18 protein-coding genes are annotated in these 18836 nt (G+C 70.5%); 9 read left to right on the top strand and 9 right to left on the bottom strand.

All coding sequences use genetic code 11. The features are described from left to right. Window positions 1-42: 42 nt before the first annotated feature. The 7 genes from rplS to proS all read right to left on the bottom strand — a co-directional run bounded on the left by rplS (window position 43) and on the right by proS (window position 5172). Window positions 43-393, bottom strand: a complete 351-nt coding sequence (gene rplS, locus ACWD10_RS13360; protein WP_189956174.1) for a 50S ribosomal protein L19 — start codon at window positions 391-393, stop codon at window positions 43-45. Between the two features lie 146 nt (window positions 394-539). Next, entirely contained in the window at window positions 540-1373 is an 834-nt protein-coding gene (gene trmD, locus ACWD10_RS13355; RefSeq protein WP_451090184.1) for a tRNA (guanosine(37)-N1)-methyltransferase TrmD, read from the bottom strand. After that, complete coding sequence (rimM, locus tag ACWD10_RS13350; protein WP_451090182.1) at window positions 1373-1969, bottom strand: ribosome maturation factor RimM; 597 nt, start codon at window positions 1967-1969, stop codon at window positions 1373-1375. Before rimM ends, trmD begins: the two co-directional genes overlap by 1 nt. Window positions 1970-2046: 77 nt before the next feature. Further along, window positions 2047-2286, bottom strand: a complete 240-nt coding sequence (locus ACWD10_RS13345) for an RNA-binding protein (protein ID WP_014176063.1) — start codon at window positions 2284-2286, stop codon at window positions 2047-2049. Window positions 2287-2288: 2 nt separating this feature from the next. Beyond that, window positions 2289-2720: a 30S ribosomal protein S16 gene (rpsP, locus tag ACWD10_RS13340; protein ID WP_451090180.1), complete on the bottom strand. Its 432-nt coding sequence runs from the start codon at window positions 2718-2720 to the stop codon at window positions 2289-2291. Window positions 2721-2919: 199 nt separating this feature from the next. Beyond that, window positions 2920-3516 carry a hypothetical protein gene (locus tag ACWD10_RS13335; RefSeq protein ID WP_451090178.1) on the bottom strand — a complete coding sequence of 199 codons (597 nt, stop codon included), beginning with the start codon at window positions 3514-3516 and terminating at the stop codon, window positions 2920-2922. Window positions 3517-3762: 246 nt separating this feature from the next. Then, window positions 3763-5172, bottom strand: coding sequence for a proline--tRNA ligase (gene proS, locus ACWD10_RS13330; RefSeq protein WP_451090176.1), 1410 nt, complete (start codon window positions 5170-5172; stop codon window positions 3763-3765). 345 nt (window positions 5173-5517) lie between these two features. On the opposite strand from proS, the gene ACWD10_RS13325 reads away from it, so the two are divergent. Then, entirely contained in the window at window positions 5518-6408 is an 891-nt protein-coding gene (locus tag ACWD10_RS13325; RefSeq protein ID WP_451090174.1) for an SAM-dependent methyltransferase, read from the top strand. Between the two features lie 65 nt (window positions 6409-6473). On the opposite strand, the gene ftsH is transcribed toward ACWD10_RS13325, so the two are convergent. Continuing rightward, a complete protein-coding gene (gene ftsH, locus ACWD10_RS13320) occupies window positions 6474-8390 on the bottom strand; it encodes an ATP-dependent zinc metalloprotease FtsH (protein WP_451090172.1) in 1917 nt (638 codons plus the stop codon). A 114-nt stretch (window positions 8391-8504) separates the two neighbouring features. Between ftsH and yhfZ the strand changes: the two genes are divergently transcribed. The 8 genes from yhfZ (at window position 8505) to ACWD10_RS13280 (ending at window position 17048) form a co-directional block, all read left to right on the top strand. Beyond that, complete coding sequence (yhfZ, locus tag ACWD10_RS13315; RefSeq protein ID WP_451090170.1) at window positions 8505-9482, top strand: GntR family transcriptional regulator YhfZ; 978 nt, start codon at window positions 8505-8507, stop codon at window positions 9480-9482. Window positions 9483-9805: 323 nt separating this feature from the next. Further along, window positions 9806-10180, top strand: coding sequence for a PRD domain-containing protein (locus tag ACWD10_RS13310; RefSeq protein ID WP_451090168.1), 375 nt, complete (start codon window positions 9806-9808; stop codon window positions 10178-10180). Window positions 10181-10270: 90 nt separating this feature from the next. After that, window positions 10271-10627 (top strand): DUF2620 domain-containing protein, encoded by a 357-nt coding sequence (locus tag ACWD10_RS13305; protein WP_451090166.1) that lies wholly within the window; start codon window positions 10271-10273, stop codon window positions 10625-10627. Between the two features lie 178 nt (window positions 10628-10805). Next, a complete protein-coding gene (locus ACWD10_RS13300; RefSeq protein ID WP_451090406.1) occupies window positions 10806-12089 on the top strand; it encodes a YhfT family protein in 1284 nt (427 codons plus the stop codon). Window positions 12090-12219: 130 nt separating this feature from the next. Further along, window positions 12220-13158 carry a phosphotriesterase family protein gene (locus tag ACWD10_RS13295; RefSeq protein ID WP_451090164.1) on the top strand — a complete coding sequence of 313 codons (939 nt, stop codon included), beginning with the start codon at window positions 12220-12222 and terminating at the stop codon, window positions 13156-13158. Between the two features lie 43 nt (window positions 13159-13201). Continuing rightward, a complete protein-coding gene (locus tag ACWD10_RS13290; RefSeq protein ID WP_451090404.1) occupies window positions 13202-14365 on the top strand; it encodes an aminotransferase class V-fold PLP-dependent enzyme in 1164 nt (387 codons plus the stop codon). Window positions 14366-14373: 8 nt separating this feature from the next. Continuing rightward, a complete protein-coding gene (locus tag ACWD10_RS13285; RefSeq protein ID WP_451090162.1) occupies window positions 14374-15564 on the top strand; it encodes an alanine racemase in 1191 nt (396 codons plus the stop codon). Between the two features lie 164 nt (window positions 15565-15728). Beyond that, window positions 15729-17048: a phosphopentomutase gene (locus tag ACWD10_RS13280; RefSeq protein ID WP_451090160.1), complete on the top strand. Its 1320-nt coding sequence runs from the start codon at window positions 15729-15731 to the stop codon at window positions 17046-17048. 197 nt (window positions 17049-17245) lie between these two features. Here the strand turns inward: ACWD10_RS13280 and ffh are convergent, their stop codons facing one another. Beyond that, window positions 17246-18802 (bottom strand): signal recognition particle protein, encoded by a 1557-nt coding sequence (gene ffh / locus ACWD10_RS13275; protein WP_451090158.1) that lies wholly within the window; start codon window positions 18800-18802, stop codon window positions 17246-17248. Between the last annotated feature and the right edge of the window lie 34 nt (window positions 18803-18836).

The raw sequence follows: 18836 nt of genomic DNA, 5'->3' as shown, positions 1-18836 counted from the left end.
CCTATCCGGCGGGCCTGCGGACCCCGAGGGGAGAGGGCGAGATCAGTTCTCGCGCTTCTCCTTGATCTTCGCGGCCTTGCCGCGCAGGTCGCGCAGGTAGTACAGCTTGGCGCGGCGGACGTCACCCTTGGTGACGAGCTCGATCTTCTCGACGATCGGGGTGTGCACCGGGAAGGTGCGCTCGACGCCGACGGAGAAGGAGACCTTGCGGACCGTGAAGGTCTCGCGGACACCGGCGCCCTGGCGGCGGATGACTACGCCCTTGAACTGCTGCACACGGGAGCGGTTGCCCTCGATGACGCGGACGTGAACGTTGACGGTGTCACCCGGGCGGAAGGCCGGGATGTCGCTGCGCAGCGACGCGGCGTCGACGGAGTCGAGCAGGTGAGACATGATCGTCTGCTTCCTCGCTGATGCCACAGGTCATCAGCGGAATATCGTGATGAGTTCGGAGGGGCCCTCGGTGAGGGCTCCGGGGCCGTCGGGCGGACGTCGTCTCCCCCTGTGGCAGGGGCGCACGCTGGACGGACAACAGCGGTTCATTCTTCCACGGTCTTCACCCTGCGCCAAAATCGGCCGCTGATGGCCGGATCGGGCTCGGGTTCCCAGCCGAGGATGGAGAGCATCTCGCGGTCCTTCTTGTCGAAGGCCGCGGGGTCGCAACGCTCAATGAGATCGGGGCGGTTGGCGGTGGTACGGCGCAGCGCCTCGTCCCGCCGCCAGCGGGCGATCTTGCCGTGGTGGCCGCTGAGCAGCACGTCGGGGATCTCACGGCCGCGCCAGGAGGGCGGCTTGGTGTAGACGGGGCCTTCGAGGAGGTTGGCCATGGCGCCGGGCGCGAAGGAGTCGTCGCGGTGGGACTCGACGTTGCCGAGGACGCCGGGCAGCAACCGGGCCACGGCCTCGGTGATCACAAGGACCGCGGCTTCCCCGCCGGCGAGGACGTAGTCGCCGATGGACACCTCGTACACGGGCATCCTGGTGGCGTATTCGTCCATGACGCGGCGGTCGATGCCCTCGTAGCGGGCGGGTGTGAAGACCAGCCAGGGCCGCTCGGCGAGCTCGACGGCGAGTTCCTGGGTAAAGGGGCGGCCGCTCGGAGTCGGCACTACAAGAGAAGGGCCGCTCATGCCGGTCTCGTATCCGTCGGCTAGCACCATGTCGAGGGCGTCTCCCCAGGGGTCGGTCTTCATGACCATGCCCGGGCCGCCCCCGTAGGGGGTGTCGTCGACGGTGCTGTGCCGGTCGTACGTCCACTGCCGCAGGTCGTGTACGTGCACGTCGAGTTGGCCACGCGCGCGTGCCTTGCCGACGAGGGAGACGTTCAGGGGCTCCAGGTACTCGGGGAAGATCGTGACGACGTCGAGACGCATCAGGACGCGTCCTTGGGCGTACCGGCATTCCCGGCGTCCGGGGCCTCGGCGTTCTCGGCGGCTTCCCGGGCGGAGGCGATCTCGGCGCGGTCGTCGATGAGCCCGGGCGGCGGGTCGATCACGGCACGCTGCTGGTCCAGGTCGATCTCGGTGACGATCTCCTCGACGAAGGGGATCATGACCTCGCTGCCGTCGGGCCGTTCCACGATGAACAGGTCCTGGGCGGCGAGGTGCGAGATCTCGGTGACCCGGCCGACCTCCTGTCCTTCTGTAGTGACGACGTCCAGGTCCATGAGCTGGTGGTCGTAGTACGTGTCGGGCTCGTCGGGCAGCTCGTCGGGGTCGACCTCGGCGATGAGGAGGGTATTCCGCAGCGCCTCGGCGGCGTTGCGGTCGCGTACGCCGTCGAAGCGCAGGAGGAGGCGGCCGCTGTGCACCCGGCCGGCGGCGATGGTCAGGGGTCCGACGTTCGCGGGGTCGGTGGCCAGGACCGCGCCGGGGGCGAGGCGCAGCTCCGGCTCGTCGGTGCGCACCTCGATGGTGACCTCGCCCTTGATGCCGTGGGCGCGGCCGATGCGTCCCACTACCAACTGCACGTTGTTTCTCCTTCGTACGACTACGGGCCGGGGTGGGCCCAAAAGCCCTCCCCGGCCCGTGCCGGTGCTGCGTATCTTCAGCGAACCTGGTCGACGTCGACGAGGTCGACGCGGACGCCGCGGCCACCGATGGCCCCGACCACGGTGCGCAGCGCCCTGGCGGTGCGGCCGTTACGGCCGATCACCTTGCCGAGGTCGTCGGGGTGGACCCGGACCTCGAGGACGCGTCCGCGACGCAGGTTGCGGGATGCGACCTGCACGTCATCGGGGTTGTCGACGATGCCCTTCACGAGGTGCTCGAGAGCCTCCTCGAGCATGCTCACGCCTCGGTCGACTCGGCGGCGTCGGCCTTGGCCTCGTCCGCCTTCTTGTCGGCCTTCTTGGCCTTCTGCGTGATGGCCTCGCCCTTGGGCTCGTCACCGGCGTCGGCGACGGCGTCGAAGGCGGGCTTGGCGGCCTTCGGCTCCGGCTGGAGCAGCGGCGCCGGGGCGGGCTCGCCCTTGTACTTCTGCCAGTCGCCGGTCTTCTTCAGGATGGCGAGCACGGGCTCGGTCGGCTGGGCGCCGACGGAGAGCCAGTACGCCACGCGCTCGGCGTCGACCTCGATGCGGGACGGGTTCTGCACCGGGTGGTACAGACCGATCTCCTCGATGGCCCGGCCGTCACGGCGGGTACGGGAGTCGGCGACGATGATGCGGTAGTGAGGCGAACGGATCTTGCCCAGACGCTTCAGCTTGATCTTGACTGCCACGGGAGTGGGTTCTCCTGATTTTGACGTGGTTGGGCACAGCGGATGGCCGCGTGGGGTTGCGGTACCCGATGGCCCGATGGACGCGTCAGCCGGAGGAGAGAGGGGTCCTGTGCGGCTGTCGAGTACAGCTAGCCATTGTGCCATACGTCATCGGGGCGGCCGACTCCGGCCGGTGGCCGCCCCGCGCAGGCCCCCGGGGTCAGCCCGCGGCGGCCGCGACCGACTCCGGGATGCGGAACGGCTTGCCGCAGCCGCCGCACATGATCGGGGCCTGGGCGAGCACGGAGGGCACCACTCGGACGTTCCGCCCGCAGTCGCAGACGGCCTTGACCCGGACGCCGCCGCCGGACGAGCCGTGCCGGGCGGCCGGGCCGCGGAAGGAGCGGGCGCTGTCCTTGGCGGTGGCGGCGGTGTGGGCCCGCAGAGCGCGCTGTAGCCGCTCGATGGTCGGCCGGTACTTCTTTCTCGCCTCGGGGTTGAGCGTGACCAGAGAGAAGCCACTGGACGGGTGCGGCTCCTCGGGATGGTCGAGGCCCAGCTCCTCGGCGATCACCAGGAAGCGGCGGTTGTGGTAACGGCCTGCGCGTGAGGTGTCACGGATGCCGCGGGCGGCGGCGATGCCGTGGACTGCCTCATGCAGCAGTCGCTCGAAGGAGAGCTCGGCGCCACAGGCGGACGAGGATTCTCCGATCAGGGATTCGGGCGCGGCAAGATCTGGCAGCTCGGGGTGGTGCCGTTGAATGTCGGCCCACGCCTGCGCCAGCTCTGCGGCGAGAACAGGTGGTGTCGTGCTCACGTCGTGACAACGATCCGAGGGGCCTCGGTGTTCCTATTCCGGGGCATCTCAAATAATTTGCACGTACCAGTCAGTTGCCGCTGATACGTCCGGACGAGGGCGGGTGCGCTGATCTGCGGAGAAGGCTCACAGCTCACACCAAGGTGGTACGTAGCGCGCGTCCACGCAGTCATCACGGGCGCGCGCAACCCGGCGCGTAGAGCAACTGCGCACGCCGGGTTTGCCGTTCCGTCGATGAGGGGGCGTTCAGTACGCGCGTCCCACCACGGCGACCGTACCGGGTGCGTCATCCGACTCCGGCACCGCCCCGTCCTCGGTGACCAGACACCGTACGGTCACCGCGTGTTCGGCGAGCGCGGTCTCGCCTGCGGGGCCGAGGTCGGCCCACGGGATGCGGGCCCAGCCGCTGGCGGCGGCCTCGACGGCCTCCTCGGCGGTGGTCACGTCCTGAGTACGGGCCTCGCGGTGTTCCCGGGACTCGCGCAGGAGCTGCGCCTGGTCGTCCTCCAGGACCTGGGGCAGCAGTCCGGGCAGGCGGTCGAGGCCGACGGGCGCCTTGCCGCCGGGGATGCGGCGGGCCAGCATCGCGGTGCCTGCCTCCAGGTCGCGCGGGCCGATCTCGACGCGTACGGGGACGCCCTTGAGCTCCCAGTCGACCGCGCGCCGCCCGAAGGGGGTGTCGACCCGGTCGTCGACGTGGACGCGCAGGCCCGCGGCCCTGAGTCGGTCGCCGAGCTCACGGACCTTGGTGACGGCCTCGTCGCCCTTGATGGCCATGACGACGACCTGGATGTGGGCGGCCCGGGGCGGCACACGGAGGCCGTTGTCGTCGCCGTGGGCCATGATCAGGCCGCCGACCATACGTGTGGAGGTGCCCCAGGAGGTCTGCCAGACGAGCTCCTGGGCGCCGTCCTTGGACAGGTAGCTGGTGCCGAAGGCCTTGGAGAAGTTGGTGCCGAGCTCGTGGCTGGTGCCCAGCTGTAGGGCCTTTCCGTCGCCCATCATGCCCTCCAGGGTGAGGGTGTTGATGGCGCCGGCGAACCGCTCGCTGGGGGTCTTACGGCCGAGGACGACGTCGATGCCGAGGACGTTGGTCATGAAGTCGGCGTACACCTCCTTGTGGATGTACGCGGCGTAGTCCCGGGCGTCCTCGTATGTGGCGTGGGCGGTGTGGCCCTCCTGCCAGAGAAATTCGGTGGTACGTAGAAAGACCCGCGGGCGCATCTCCCAACGCACCACGTTCGCCCACTGGTTGATGAGCAGGGGCAGGTCCCGGTAGCTCTGCACCCACTTGGCGAAGTATTCGTTGATGACCGTCTCGGAGGTGGGGCGGACGACGACCGGCTCTTCGAGGTCCTTACCGCCGCCGTGCGTGACGACCGCGAGCTCGGGCGCGAAGCCCTCGACGTGGTCGGCCTCCTTGGTCAGATACGACTGCGGGATGAAGAGCGGGAAGTAGGCGTTCTCGGCACCCGCATCTTTGATGCGGGCGTCCATCTCCTGCTGCATCCGCTCCCACAGGCCGTAGCCGTACGGACGGATGACCATGGTGCCGCGCACCGGGCCGTTGTCGGCCAGCTCGGCCTTGGTGATCAGGTCCTGGTACCAGCGGGGAAAGTCGTCCGCCCGCGGCGTGAGTACGGGAGCCTTTGCCATGGCGCGCATGGTACGGCGCGGCCTGCGCGGAGCGACGCAGCCGAGGGCACCCGCGCGGCCCGTCCGAAGCTCTCGCGAGGGGCGCACGCCGGGGGCACGCAAGCAATGCGCGAACACCCCTGGACGCGACCGGAGATGACGAGTTTCCTGGCTTACAGGGAGTTCGATCGCGCAGGCACGGGGGCGGACCACCCGCATCAACACAGCACCGTTGAAACGCCGGTCGTCGGCGTGCGGCACCGCGAACCGCGGCGTCGGCGCACGGCACCGTGGCATCTCCGTGCACCACACCGCACCGCATCCCAGGCATCATCCCGGCTTCACTCCGTGATGGGGGCGCTTTCGATGACACCTACGCTCGCGCAGCCGCACCTCCCGCACTCGGACAGAACGGCGGCCCGCCCCGCGGCCGCGGGTGCACGCGCGCGTGACTGGGCCGAGATCCAGGAACGCATGCTGGTGCCGCTCTACGAGGCGGTGTACGAGCGGTTCGAGGTGGGCACCGGCACCCGGCTGCTCGGCATCGGCTGCGGCTCCGGGCTCGCCCTGCTGTTGGCCGCGGCGCGCGGCGCCGTGGTGACCGGGATCGAAGCGGCGGCGCCCGAGCTACTCGCCCTGGCCCGGGAGCGGCTGCTCCGCCAGGAACTCGGCGGGGCGGGCGCGTCCGACGGCCATGGGGCGGGGCGGGGTGAGTGCGCCCGGCTGTTCCACGGGGAGCCCGAGGCGGCGGCCGAACCGGATCTGCCCGCGTACAACCTCATCACCGCCTTTCAGCCAATCGGGTGTGCGGCCGGGGACGCGGAGGGGGTCGCGGCGTCCCTGGAGCGGGCGGCTCCGCTCGGCGGCCCCGGCACCCCGGTGGTGCTGACCGGCTGGGGCCCACCGGAGCACTGCGCCGCCTCGTCCGTCCTGAAGGTGGCGAGCCGGCTCGCGGATCCGCTGCGCGACGAGGAGAGCCGGCGCCCGGAGCTCCGGGACGATCTGGCGGCGGTCGCCGCGAGGGCCGGGCTGCGACCGGACGGCGCGGGGCGGGTCGCCTGCCCGTTCGGGTACGCCGACACGGCGAGCGCGGTGCGCGGACTGCTGTCCACCGGGCTCTTCGACGCGGCGATGCGTGCAACCGAACCGGAGCAGGTGGAGAAGGAGTTGACGGAGGCGCTGCATCCATATGTCCGTGGGGACGGGACGGTGTGGATGCCCAATGTGTTCCGGTACGTCATCGCCCATACCCGTTAGGGGAGACGGTTTTCCGTTTTTCCGTCCCTATAGAGGCGACGTCCCCGTAGCGGCCACTGAGCGGGTCACTCCCCCTTGTGCAGGCGTGCGATGCCGGCCGCGCGGTAGGCGTCCTCCTCCTCCAGGGTCTCGTTGGCGAGGAGCGCTGCCGCCAGGGCGTCCAGTTTGTCGCGGTGGTCGCGGAGTTGGCGGCAGGCGCTGTCGTAGCACTCGTCGACGATGCGGCGCATCTCGCTGTCGACGGTGTCGAGGGTCGAGGGCGCGGCGGCCAGCCCGTATGCCTGCTGCGCGTCGTCGGGCAGCGCGGAGAGGCGGCCGACGCGCTCGCTCATGCCCCAGCGGCCGACCATCCCGCGAGCGATCTTGGTGACCTGTTCCAGGTCGTTCTCGGCGCCGGTCGTGACGACGCCGAAGACGACCTGCTCGGCCGCCATGCCGCCGAGCGCGCCGATGATGCGGCCGCGCAGATACTCCTCGGTGTACGCGTACTTGTCGGATTCCGGCGTGGACAGCGTGACGCCGAGGGCGCGGCCGCGCGGCACGATGGTGATCTTGCGGACCGGGTCGGCGCCCGGCTGCAGCATGCCGAGCAGGGCGTGCCCGCTCTCGTGGTACGCGGTGCGGCGGCGCTCCTCGGCGGGCATCACCAGGGGCCGCTCGGCGCCGAGTTGGACCTTCTCCAGGGCGTCGGAGATGTCGGACTGGTTGACCTTGGGCTGCTTGCGCTTGACGGCGAGGAGGGCCGCCTCGTTGGCGAGGTTGGCCAGCTCGGCACCGGTCATCCCCGGTGTCGTACGGGCGACTTGGGCAAGGTCGACGTCGACGGCGAGCGGAATGTCGCGGGTGTGGATCTCCAGGATCGCCTCGCGGCCCTTGCGGTCGGGCGGGCTGACCATGACGGTGCGGTCGAAGCGGCCGGGCCGGGTGAGGGCTGGGTCGAGGACGTCGGCGCGGTTCGTGGCGGCGATCACGACGACGCCCTCCGAGCCGGTGAAGCCGTCCATCTCGGTGAGGATCTGGTTCAGGGTCTGCTCGCGCTCGTCGTGGCCGCCCATGCCGGAGCCGCCGCCGCGGGCCCGGCCGATGGTGTCGATCTCGTCGATGAAGATGATCGACGGGGCCACCTTGCGGGCTTCGGCGAAGAGTTCGCGTACGCGCGAGGCGCCCACGCCGACGATCATCTCGATGAACTCGGAGGCGGACGCCGAGAAGAACGGCACCTCCGCCTCGCCCGCGACGGCCCGCGCGAGCAGCGTCTTACCGGTGCCGGGCGGGCCCGCGAGCAGCACGCCGCGGGGCATCTTGGCGCCCATCCTGCGGTACGCGTCGGGGTTCTTGAGGAAGTCGACGACGTCGTTGAGCTCGCCCTCGACCTCGTCGATGCCCGCGACGTCGGCGAACGTGGTGCGCTTGCCGACGTCCAGGGCGACCGGCTTGGGCGGCTGTTTTCTGCCGAGCATGCCGCCCGCGCCGCCCATACCCGCGGCCATCCGCCGGGCCATGAACACCCACAGGGCGACCAGGAGCAGGATCGGCAGCAGCGAGAGGAGCAGGTTGCTGAGGAGGCTGGGCTCCTTGTGGACCGGTTCGGCGGTGACGGTGACGTTCTGCTTGGTCAGCTCGTCCCAGAGCTTGTCATCGGCGAAGCTCGGGCGCTGTGTGGTGAAGACGTCGTACGTGCCCTTGCCGCCGTCGGGGACGTCCGCGGCCTTCTTCAGGTCGCCCTGGATCTGGTCACCCTTGGAGTAGACCTTCTCCACGTTGCCCGAGGTGATCTGCTTGTTGAACTCGGTGTAGGAGATCGACTCGGGCTTGTCGCCGCCGAAGAGGGTGAGCAGCAGATTGGTGACGAGATAGACGATCAGCGCGGTCCACAGCAGGCTCCACCAGTTCATCTTCTTCTTCGGTGGCGGCGGTGGCGGCGCACCCTCGGAGCGCCAGGGCTGATCGGTGCGGTCGCGGGGCGGCACAGGGCTGGTCACGCCCGCCATTATTGGCGTAACGGGCTATTCAGGCATATCGAGCCTCGACCTCAGGTGCACGGCGAGCGAACGACACCCCTTGGCTATATCCAGGATCCTGGTTACTGTCGGTTGGTGAACGGTTTCGCCAGCGGATTCGACGAGCGCCTTCTGACCCGTAACGGCCTCACCGCCCGCAAGCTGGCGGTCCTGCTGCTCAGCCACGAGCCGGACACCCGGCTCCCCCGGGTCCGCGACCTCGCCCAGGAACTCCGCGTCGGCAACGGCACCGTGCAGGCGGCGCTCCAGCTTCTGGAGGCTTCCGGGGCGATCGCGACGCAGGCCCGCGGCCACCTCGGCACCTTCCTGGTCCGCGCCGACCGGGCCATACTGTGGCGCCTGTCCGGCCTGGGCACCCTGCTCGCCGCGATGCCACTGCCGTACTCGCGGCGTTACGAAGGTCTGGCCACGGGCCTGCGGGGCGCCTTCGAGGCGGCCGGGGCGCCCTTCGCGATCACGTTCATGCGCGGCGCCGGTACGCGGGTAGGTGCACTGCTCGAGGGCAAGGTCGACCTGGTGGTGCTCTCCCGGCTCGCCGCCGACCGGCTGCTCGACCGGCATCCGATCGAACTGGTCACCGACTTCGGCCCGGCCACCTATGTCGGGGCACACGGGCTGCTGCTGCGCCGTGGCACCGACCTGAAGGCGCCGGGCCTGCGGGTCGCCGTCGACCGCACCTCCGAGGACCAGACGCTGCTCGCCGAGCGGATTTTCGCCGGGCGCACCGACATCGCGTGGATCGACGCCTCGTACATGCAGCTGCGCGACCTGTTCCTGCGCGGTGAAGTCGACGCCACTGTCTGGAACGTGGACGAGATCCAGGGCCGACTCGGCGAGGACGTGGTGGAGGTGCTGCCGCTCGCCGACGAGGTCACCCGGGAGCTGTCGCTGCGCAACTCGGCCGCGGCCCTGGTGGGCCGGAAGGATCCGGAGGGTCTGGGGAGCGGAGTCGGGGGCGGGACGCTCGCCGCGGTGCGCGAAGGCCTCGACCTGCCACTCGTCACCACGCTGCAGGACGAGGTGGTGCGCGGGGAGCGGATCCCGTCGTACTGACGCCGACCTTGCCGCTCTCTCCGCCCTCTTACTGCTTTCACACCGCTCTCTCCCGCACCTCCTTTAACTGACATCCCGTCAGTCGTGTGGTTATCCACAGGAATACAGCATTCCGGATGTGATCCGGCGGATCGGTCTACCGTGATCGACACACGACGCGACAGGGCGGCGTAACCCGGGGACGACCACCCCACCTAAGCCCCTGCCCGTTCGGCACATGCCTTGCAAGACCACCCCGCAAGACCCAGGAAAGAACGGGACTTCCCGCCCCTCTCGGAGAATCCAGAATCCCGGTTACTGTCTGCCTCAACGGAAGGAAAGCCATGGACGACCAGCTCGCGCTCCGCATCCAACTGTTCCGCGACGGCGGCCAAGTGCCGCCCCGAGTAGCCGAGTTCGTGACCGACGAGCTCGCGGCCCTGGCTGCCGAGGGCAAGGCCGTCACCGAGAAGTCCGCCGGGATGCTGACCAGCCATCTCATGATGGCGCTCACCCGCTTGGTGAACGGCGAGCCCATCGAGCAGTTCCCCACGGACGAGCAGGTCACCGCGGAGCTCGCCGCGCATCCCGAGGCCGTCGACCGGGCCCGCGTCGTCGCCCTGCGTGCGCAGCGGGAGCTCGGTGCCGCGCTCCCCGACTCCGAGGTCACCTTCCTGGGGATACACCTCGCCGCGCTCACCCAGCACACCGGACGCTGAACTCCCCCAGCCCGCCGTGAGCTTGACCGCAGTCCGGCCCGTCCGAACCCAGTCGGGCCGACCCGAACCGCTTCTGAAGGGACCACAGCCATGCCGAAGATCCTCACCGGTGGCGTCGCCAAGACCGAGGTCGCCGAGGCCGTCAGGAACCTCGCCCTGGATGGCGTGGAGGTGGCCGTCTCCAGCGACATGGACGCCGCGATACAGCTGCGCGCCGGGCAGGCCGACTACTTCCTCGGCACCTGCCACACCGGCGCCGGTGCCTCCCTCGGTGTACTCGTCGGACTGATGGGACAGCCTGCCTGTCACACTTTCGGGCGGTCCGTGCCGAGCCAGGACGAGGTCGCGGCGCTCCTGGAGCAGGGCAAGAAGGTCTTCGGGTTCGCCATGGACCAGATAGAGAGCCTCGCCCCGCTCCTCGCTCGCGGCATCGCCTCACGCGCCTGACGCCGCCCGCGTAAGGCGCGCCCCTGGACTCCTCCCCCTCCCCCCGGGGAACAGCCGCCCTGTCCTGAACTCCCCTCCGGCCTGAATTCCCCTCCGGGCACAAAGGAGTGATCCCGTGAGCCTCGACACCCACATCGCCGCGGACGCCGGCCTCGCCTTCTCGCTGCCGCAGCAACTGATGGTCATCGCCCTGTGCGCGCTGACCGCGTTCATATCGCACCTGGCGCTCGCCGTCTTCAACGACGGCGTACGGCCCTTCATGCTCGACTTCATCCAGGGGCGTACGACGCGCAACGCGACCACAGCGGTGTCCTTCGGTCTCTCTGCGGGGTTCATCTTCGGCCTGGGCGCGCCGATGGCGCTGGCCTCCGGGGTGCTCAACCCGTGGCTGCTTTTCCTGCCGACCGACGTCCTCGGCATCCTGGCGCCGAGGAAGTGGCTGGCGCCGCTGCTCGGCGCGGGCTGGGGCGCGGTGGTGGTCTTCGGCCTGAACGGCGCCAATGCGGTGGCGCACGATCTGCCGGTCGACTTCCTGACCGCCATGCAGCAGATGTCGACGCCGATCCTGTTCCTGTTCACGCTGTTCCCGGTGCTCGCGGTCACCAAGCAGTTCGGGCGGCTGCGGGGCGGCATCGTCGGTGCGGTCGAACTCGCCCTGGTCGTCCTGACGATGAAGCTGTGGCCGACGATGTTCGCCGGGGCGCTGGCCATGGCGGTGGGCGTGCTGATGCTGATCGGGTTCGCGGTCACCAAGGACGTCAAGCAGCGCAAGGCGGACGAGGCCGCGGAGGTCCCGCGGGGGCTGCCCGAGGGCGTCGAGGACCCGATGACCTCGCTGTTCAGCGCGAGCGCGGCCCGACTGCGCAGATATCTGCCGCTGTTCATGGTGCTCGGCGCGGGCGTCTGTGTCCTGGCGCAGATGAAGATATTCGGCGGCGGTGAGGCCACCAGTTTCCTCATCGCCAAGGGGGAGTACGCGGAGGCCGCGCAGGTCGACTTCTACCGGATGTTCGGCTTCGTACCGCTGATCGCGACGACGGCGCTCGCCTCGGGCGCGTACGGCATCGCGGGTTTCACGCTCGCCTACCCGATCGGGTATCTGATGCCGAACCCGGTGCTTGCGGCGGTCGCGGGCGCGGCGGTCTTCGCCGTGGAGGTGCTCGCCCTGTCCTCCGTCGGCAAGGCCCTCGGCAAGCTGCCCAGCGTCCGGGACTCCTCGGAGTACCTGCGCAGCGCCATCGGTGAGGCACTCGGGCTCGCGATCCTCTTCGGTTCGCTCATGGCCGCCCACCAGATGGGCGGCGGGCTCGGGATCCTCATCTGCGGCGGGCTCTATCTCCTCAACGAGGCGATGGGGCGTCCCGTGGTGAAGATGGCGGCCGCGCCGACGGCGGTGATCGTCGGCGGCGTGATTCTCAACATCCTGTACTGGCTTGACCTGTTCACCCCCGTCAAGGGGTGAAACCTACGGCGTCACCCTGACCAAGGGTGACCCACCGCATCACCCCGGTCATGAGGTGATCCCGTCCGCGTCACCCCGGTCAGGGGTGGCCCCCGGCGGCACGCAAGCGTTCGCGACGTAAGGCACTGTCATGAACCACCTGCAGACCGTCCTCGGTCCGCTCTCCCCCAACGACATCCAGGGTCCGGCCCTCGCTCACGAGCATCTCGCCCTCGACCTCGACCGCACCGGCCACCGTGCCGCGGTGCTCGACCCGGCCGCGCACGGACCGCTCATCGTCCGGGAACTCGCCGTGCTGCGCGAGGAGTTCGCGCTCTCCCTCGTGGTCGAGCTGACCTGCCGCGGTATGGGCCGTGACCCGGTCGCCCTCGCCCGGATCGCCCGGGACTCCGGGGTCGCGGTGGTCGCGGCCACGGGCTGGTACTACGAGCCGTTCCACCCCGGGGAGATCGCCGACGCGAGCGCCGAGCGGCTCGCCGGGGTGCTGATCGAGGAGATCACCGGCGGTATCGGCGCGACCGGCATCCGGCCCGGCGTCATCGGCGAGGTCGGCAGCCACGGCGACCGGCCGAGCGAGCCGGAGACCCGTACGCTGCTCGCCGCCGCCCGCGCCGCCGTATCCACGGGCCTGTCCGTCGCCACGCACGCGCAGCTCGGCCAGGGCGGCCTCGCTCAATTGGAGCTGCTCACCGGTGCCGGGCTCGCCCCGCACCGCATCTCCATCGGGCACCAGGATCTGCTCGACGAGCCCTCCGTGCACCGGGAGTTGGCGGCCTCGGGGGCGTACGTCGCCTTCGACACCGTCGGCAAGGAGAGCTACCAGAGCGACGCGACCCGGCTGAAGCTCCTGCTCGCCCTGCTGGACGCCGGGCACGCCGACCGGGTGCTGCTGAGCTGCGACATCTCGCGCCACGGCTATCTGGAGTCGGCCGGTGGCCAGGGGTACGGCCATCTGTTCCGCACGTTCCTCGGGCAGGCCCGTGCCGCGGGCGTCGACGAGGACCTGATCGACCTGATGACCCGACGCAATCCGGTGCGGTTTCTGACCGGCGCCACAGAGGAGCCCTGACATGACCGTCCAGACGACTGCCATGACCCTCCCGAGGTCCGACATGAATCCCCTGCAGGGCAACGGGGCCGGGCCCCGGCTCCCGGAAACCTTCCCGCTGCCCACGGTCCCGCTGCGGGACGCCGTCGCGCGGCAGTTCCGGCTCCTGGAGTGCACCGCCACCCACTTCGAGGGCACCCAGCTCTTCGAAGCGGACGCCGGGGTCGTGCCCGGGATCGGCCGACCGCGCACCACCGCGCGCGTGGAGGCCGTCCTGGCGGACTTCTTCGGAGCCGAAGACGCGGCGCTGGTACAGGGCGCGGGCACCGGCGCGATCCGGGCCGCCCTCGCCGCGGCCGAGGTCACCGGGTCGCTCCTGATCCACCGAGCGCCGGTCTACCGCACCACCGAGGTCACCCTGCGCGGCCTGGGCGTCGAGACGGTCGAGGTCGACTTCAACAACGCTGCCGTCCTCCAACGGGCCCTGGAATCCGGCCGGTTCGCATGGGCGTACGTCCAGCACACCCGGCAGCGTCTGGCCGACGCCTACGACCCGGGAGCGGTGCTCGCGGCCTGCCGCGCCTTCGGGGTGCGCACGATCGTCGACGACAACTACGCCGTACTGCGCGTGCCCGCCTGCGGCGTGCAGCTCGGGGCCGACGCCTCCTGCTTCTCGCTGTTCAAGCTGCACGGGCCGGAGGGCGTGGGTGCCGTCATCGGCGCCCGTGACCTGGTCGGACGGGTACGGAGCGACAACTACTCCGGCGGCGGCCAGGTCCAGGGCCACCAGGCGCTCGACGCGCTGCGCACGCTCACCCACGTGCCGGTGATGTGGGCGGTGCAGTCGCAGGTCGGCGCCGAGGTCGCCGAGCGGCTCACGGCCGGAGAGGTCGCGGGGGTCGCCGAGGTACGGCTCGTCAACGCACAGGACCGCTGTCTTCTCGTACGCCTGGACAGACCCGTCGCCCGCGCGCTGCCCGAAGCCGCGGCCCGGCACGGCGCCGCGCCCTACCCCGTCGGCTCCAACTCCCGCTACGAAGTGGCCCCGCTCTTCTACCGGATGTCCGGCTCGGCCCTGGAGGACGCCCCCGAACTCGCCGACTGGACCGTACGGATCAACCCGATGCGGGCCGGTGCCGACCTCGTCCTCGACATCCTGCGCCGCGCGCTGCGCGATCTGCACAACTCCCTCGAGGGGCGCCCCGCGGCTCCCCCCAGCACCACCTAGGACAGACCGTGTTCCTGAACACCGTACTCACCCGCAACCCCGAACTGGCCGACGCGGCGGCCGCGTTGCACCACTCCGGCGCGATCCCGCCGGACACATACGTCCTGGACCTGGACGCCATCGAGGCCAATGCCGCGCTGCTGGCCGCGAGAGCCGAACGGCTCGGGCTCACCCTGTGGTTCGTGGTCAAGCAGTTCGGCCGCAACCCGGAGCTGATCCGTGCCATCGCCCGGCACATCCCGCAGTTCGCGGCGATCGACCCGCCCGAGGCCCACGCCCTGCACGCCGCGGGCGCGCGGGCCGGAAACCTCGGCCACCTGGTGCAGATCCCGCGCCGGGCACTGCCCGAGATGCTGGCCTGGCGCCCCGAGGCGGTCACCGTCTTCGACCTGGACAATGCCCGCGCGGTCGCTGAAGCGGCCTGTGAACTCGGCATCGCTCAGGATGTGTTGGTTCGCGTGGAGGGCGCCGAGGGTTCGGCCTACCCGGGGCAGGAGGGTGGCGTGCCGCTTGCCGGGCTCGACGCGTTCGCCGAGGCCGTGGAGCGGCTGGACGGGGTGCGGATCGCGGGTGTGACGGCCTTCCCGTGCATCCTGTGCGACCCGGTGACCGACCTCCCCGAGCCCACGCCGAACTTCGAACTCGCGCTCAGGGCCCGGGAGTTGCTCGCGGATCGCGGCCACACCGACCTGAAGTTGAGCGCGCCGAGCGCCACCTGCGCGGCCACGCTGCCGCTGCTCGCCGCGCACGGCGCGACGCACGGCGAACCGGGCCACGCCCTGACCGGCACCACACCGCTGCACGCGCACGACCCGCAGCAGCCGGAGAAACCGGCCTACGTGTACGTCACCGAGGTCGCCCACACCCTCGCTGACGGCCGCCCGGCGCTCTTCGGAGGCGGCTTCTACCCGCGAGGGGGTGTGACGGAGGCGCTGCTGCCCCGCACCGGGGCACGCCTGCGGGTGCAGGACGCACCGGCGGAGAACATCGACTACTACCGCCTCCTGAGACGACCAGCAGGCAACGGGAGCGGCGCGGCAGCGGCACGGGCCGGTGATACGGCGCTCCTCGCCTTCCGCACCCAGATCTTCGTGACCCGCAGCAACGTGGCGGTCGTCGCCGGGCTCGCCCACGGGATGCCACGCCTGCTCGGCCTGTACGACGCGCTCGGCCGCCCGCACGGAGAGGCCCGGTCATGAGCGGACAGACAGAGAACCGGGACACGAACTGCACGAGCTACCTCGGACACGACCGGCGCACGAGCCACCCCGGGCACGACCGGCGCACGAGCCAACCGGGGCAGTACCGGCACACGACCCAACCCCGAGAAGACCGCCACAACAGGCTCTGGGAAGACCGACACATGGGCCACTACGGAGAGGACCAGGCCATGGGCGGGACGGGCAGGACCGTCATCGTCGTGCTCGACGGCTTCGGGGTCGGCGCCATGCCGGACGCCGGTGCCCTGCGCCCCGGCGACCTGGCCGCCGACACCTGCGGGCATCTGCTCGACCGGTGCCGTGCACTGTTCGGCCGTCCGCTGCGGCTGCCCGCGCTCGGCGCGCTCGGCCTGGGCCTGGTGCACCCGCACCAGGACCTGCCCCGCCGCACCGCGCTCCCGGTGGCGGCCGGTCGGGCGGCGCTCGGCTACCCGGGCGCGGACACTTTCGCGGGCCACCAGACCCTGATGGGCGCCGACTTCAGCAAGGTGACGGTGGCCCGGCTCGGCGAGCACCTGGACGAGGTGACGGCGGCGCTGCGCGCGGCGGGCCACCGCGCCGAACCCCTGGACGACAGGCCGCTGTTGGTGGTCGACGGAGCCGTCCTGGTGCACGACAACCTGGAGGCCGACCCGGGCATCAACTGGAACGCCTCCGGCCGCCTGGAGGACGTCCCCTTCGACCGGATCGTGTCGATAGCCCGCACGGTGCGGGGAGTGGCCCCGGTCGCCCGGGTCATCGCGGTGGGCGGCCACGCGGAGCGTTCCCTTCCCACGTACGTCCGTGAAGGGGACGTCGGCACGGTGGGCCTGGACACCCCGGCGAGCGGCTTCTACCTGGGGGACGGACTACAAGTCCAGCATCTGGGCGCCGAGTTGGACCACACCCGGCAGCTGCCGTCGCTCGCCGCGCGGGCCGGGGTGCCGGTGACCCTGGTCGGCAAGGCCGCGGACATCCTGGAGTGCCCCGAGGCGGTACGCCGTCCCGCGGTACCCACGGCGGAGGTCATGGCGCACACTCTGGCCGCAGTCGGCGAACCGGGCCCCAGCAGGCAGCCATGCCTGGTCGTCGCCAACGTCCAGGAGACCGACCTCGCGGGCCATCAGCAGGACGTACGCCGCTTCGGCGAGGTCCTGGAGCGGGCGGACGAAGGCCTGGCGGAGCTGCTCTCGGTCCTCGATCGGCCCGGGGACCGGCTGATCGTCACCGGGGACCACGGGAACGACCCGACGATCGGACACGCGTACCACACCCGCGAGTACGTCCCGGTCCTCATCCATCGCCCCGAGGCCCCGGGCCTCGAACTCCTGCCGGACGCGGCGTCGTTGGCGGACGTCGGCGCGACGGCGGCGGCTGCCCTTGGGCTGGACGTCGGGGGCTTGGCGAACGGGGCCGGGCTCCTCGGCTGGGCGCCGGAAGCGATGCCCGGCGCGGTGCCCGGCGTGATGCGGGGAGCGACATGAAAGGCGAGGAAGAGGAAATGAGGCGGGACGGCACAGGAAACCCGACGCGGCAGCGCACCAGCCACCAAAGACGCCCGGCACGGCGGAGCCCGGGCCACCACGAGGTGACCCGGGCCCTGTCCCCGTCCCGGTACGCCCGGAGAGGCTCCCGAAGGGACGCCCGAAATGGCGCCCCAGCGGATACCCGGAAGCCGGGCTCAGCCCATGAACTTCTTGAACTCGTCGGGAAGTTCGAAGTCCTTCCCCTGGTCGCCCCCGGCCGGAAGGCCGAACGCCCCGCCCGGCTGCTGCGCCGCCTGCTGGCGCCGCGCCGCGGCCTCCTGCTCCTGCTGCTTGCGCTTCATCGGGTTGCCCGAGCGCTGCTTGCCCTTGGCCTGCTTCTTCTGCTTCTTCTGCCGGCCCGGGCCGCCGCCCATGCCCGGTACCCCGGGCATCCCCGGCATGCCGCCGCCCTGCGCCATCTTCGACATCATCTTGCGGGCCTCGAAGAACCGCTCCACGAGGTTCTTCACGGCGCTCACGTCGACACCGGAGCCGCGCGCGATACGGGCCCGGCGCGAGCCGTTGATGATGGTCGGCTCGGAGCGCTCGGCGGGCGTCATCGACTTGATGATGGCCGCGGTGCGGTCCACGTCCCGCTCGTCGAGGTTGTTGATCTGGTCCTTCATCTGCGCCATGCCGGGCAGCATGCCGAGCAGCTTGGAGATGGAGCCCATCTTCCTGACCTGCTCCATCTGGGCCAGGAAGTCGTCGAGCGTGAACTCCTTGGGACCCTTCTGGAGCTTGGCCGCCATCTTCTCGGCCTCTTGCTGCGAGAAGGTCTGCTCGGCCTTCTCGATCAGCGAGAGCATGTCGCCCATGCCGAGGATGCGGGACGCCATCCGGTCCGGGTGGAACGCGTCGAAGTCGTCCAGCTTCTCGCCGTTGGAGGCGAACATGATCTGCTTGCCGGTGACGTGCGCGATGGAGAGCGCCGCACCACCGCGGGCGTCACCGTCGAGCTTCGAGAGCACCACGCCGTCGAAGCCGACGCCGTCGCGGAAGGCCTCGGCGGTGTTGACCGCGTCCTGACCGATCATCGCGTCGACGATGAAGAGGACCTCGTCCGGGGAGACCGCGTCGCGGATGTCCGCGGCCTGCTGCATCATCTCCTGGTCGATACCGAGGCGGCCCGCGGTGTCGACGATGACGATGTCGTGCTGCTTGGAGCGGGCGTACTCGATGGAGTCCTTGGCGACCTGCACCGGGTCGCCGACGCCGTTGCCCGGCTCGGGGGCGTAGATACCGACGTCGGCGCGCTCGGCGACGACGGACAGCTGGTTCACGGCGTTCGGCCGCTGGAGGTCACAGGCGACGAGCAGCGGGGCGTGGCCCTGGCTCTTGAGCCAGCGGCCCAGCTTGCCCGCGAGGGTGGTCTTACCGGCACCCTGCAGACCCGCGAGCATGATCACGGTCGGCGCGGTCTTGGCGAAGCGGAGGCGCCGGGTCTCGCCGCCGAGGATGCCGATGAGCTCCTCGTTGACGATCTTGATGACCTGCTGGGCCGGGTTGAGGGCCTGCGAGACCTCGGCGCCGAGGGCCCGCTCCTTGATCTGCTTGATGAAGGCGCGGACGACGGGCAGCGCGACGTCGGCCTCGAGGAGGGCGATACGGATCTCGCGCGCCGTGGCGTCGATGTCCGCCTCGGACAGCCGCCCCTTGCCACGGAGATTCTTGAATGTCGCTGCGAGGCGATCGGAGAGAGTGTCGAACACGGCGGTCGCGAATCCTCAGGTCGGGTACGGGCGG

This window comes from Streptomyces sp. NPDC002851, assembly GCF_053591935.1.
The sequence above is the reverse complement of the archived record's forward strand: the minus strand, read 5'-3'. Positions and strand labels throughout refer to the sequence as shown.

Excerpts from the sequence above, each read along its gene's own strand:
- rplS (WP_189956174.1), bottom strand. The coding sequence starts at position 393 with ATGTCTCACCTGCTCGACTCCGTCGACGCCGCGTCGCTGCGCAGCGAC.
- trmD (WP_451090184.1), bottom strand. The coding sequence starts at position 1,373 with ATGCGTCTCGACGTCGTCACGATCTTCCCCGAGTACCTGGAGCCCCTG.
- ACWD10_RS13345 (WP_014176063.1), bottom strand. The coding sequence starts at position 2,286 with ATGCTCGAGGAGGCTCTCGAGCACCTCGTGAAGGGCATCGTCGACAAC.
- proS (WP_451090176.1), bottom strand. The coding sequence starts at position 5,172 with ATGGCAAAGGCTCCCGTACTCACGCCGCGGGCGGACGACTTTCCCCGC.
- ACWD10_RS13325 (WP_451090174.1), top strand. The coding sequence starts at position 5,518 with ATGACACCTACGCTCGCGCAGCCGCACCTCCCGCACTCGGACAGAACG.
- ACWD10_RS13310 (WP_451090168.1), top strand. The coding sequence starts at position 9,806 with ATGGACGACCAGCTCGCGCTCCGCATCCAACTGTTCCGCGACGGCGGC.
- ACWD10_RS13305 (WP_451090166.1), top strand. The coding sequence starts at position 10,271 with ATGCCGAAGATCCTCACCGGTGGCGTCGCCAAGACCGAGGTCGCCGAG.
- ACWD10_RS13300 (WP_451090406.1), top strand. The coding sequence starts at position 10,806 with ATGGTCATCGCCCTGTGCGCGCTGACCGCGTTCATATCGCACCTGGCG.
- ACWD10_RS13295 (WP_451090164.1), top strand. The coding sequence starts at position 12,220 with ATGAACCACCTGCAGACCGTCCTCGGTCCGCTCTCCCCCAACGACATC.
- ACWD10_RS13290 (WP_451090404.1), top strand. The coding sequence starts at position 13,202 with ATGAATCCCCTGCAGGGCAACGGGGCCGGGCCCCGGCTCCCGGAAACC.
- ACWD10_RS13280 (WP_451090160.1), top strand. The coding sequence starts at position 15,729 with ATGGGCCACTACGGAGAGGACCAGGCCATGGGCGGGACGGGCAGGACC.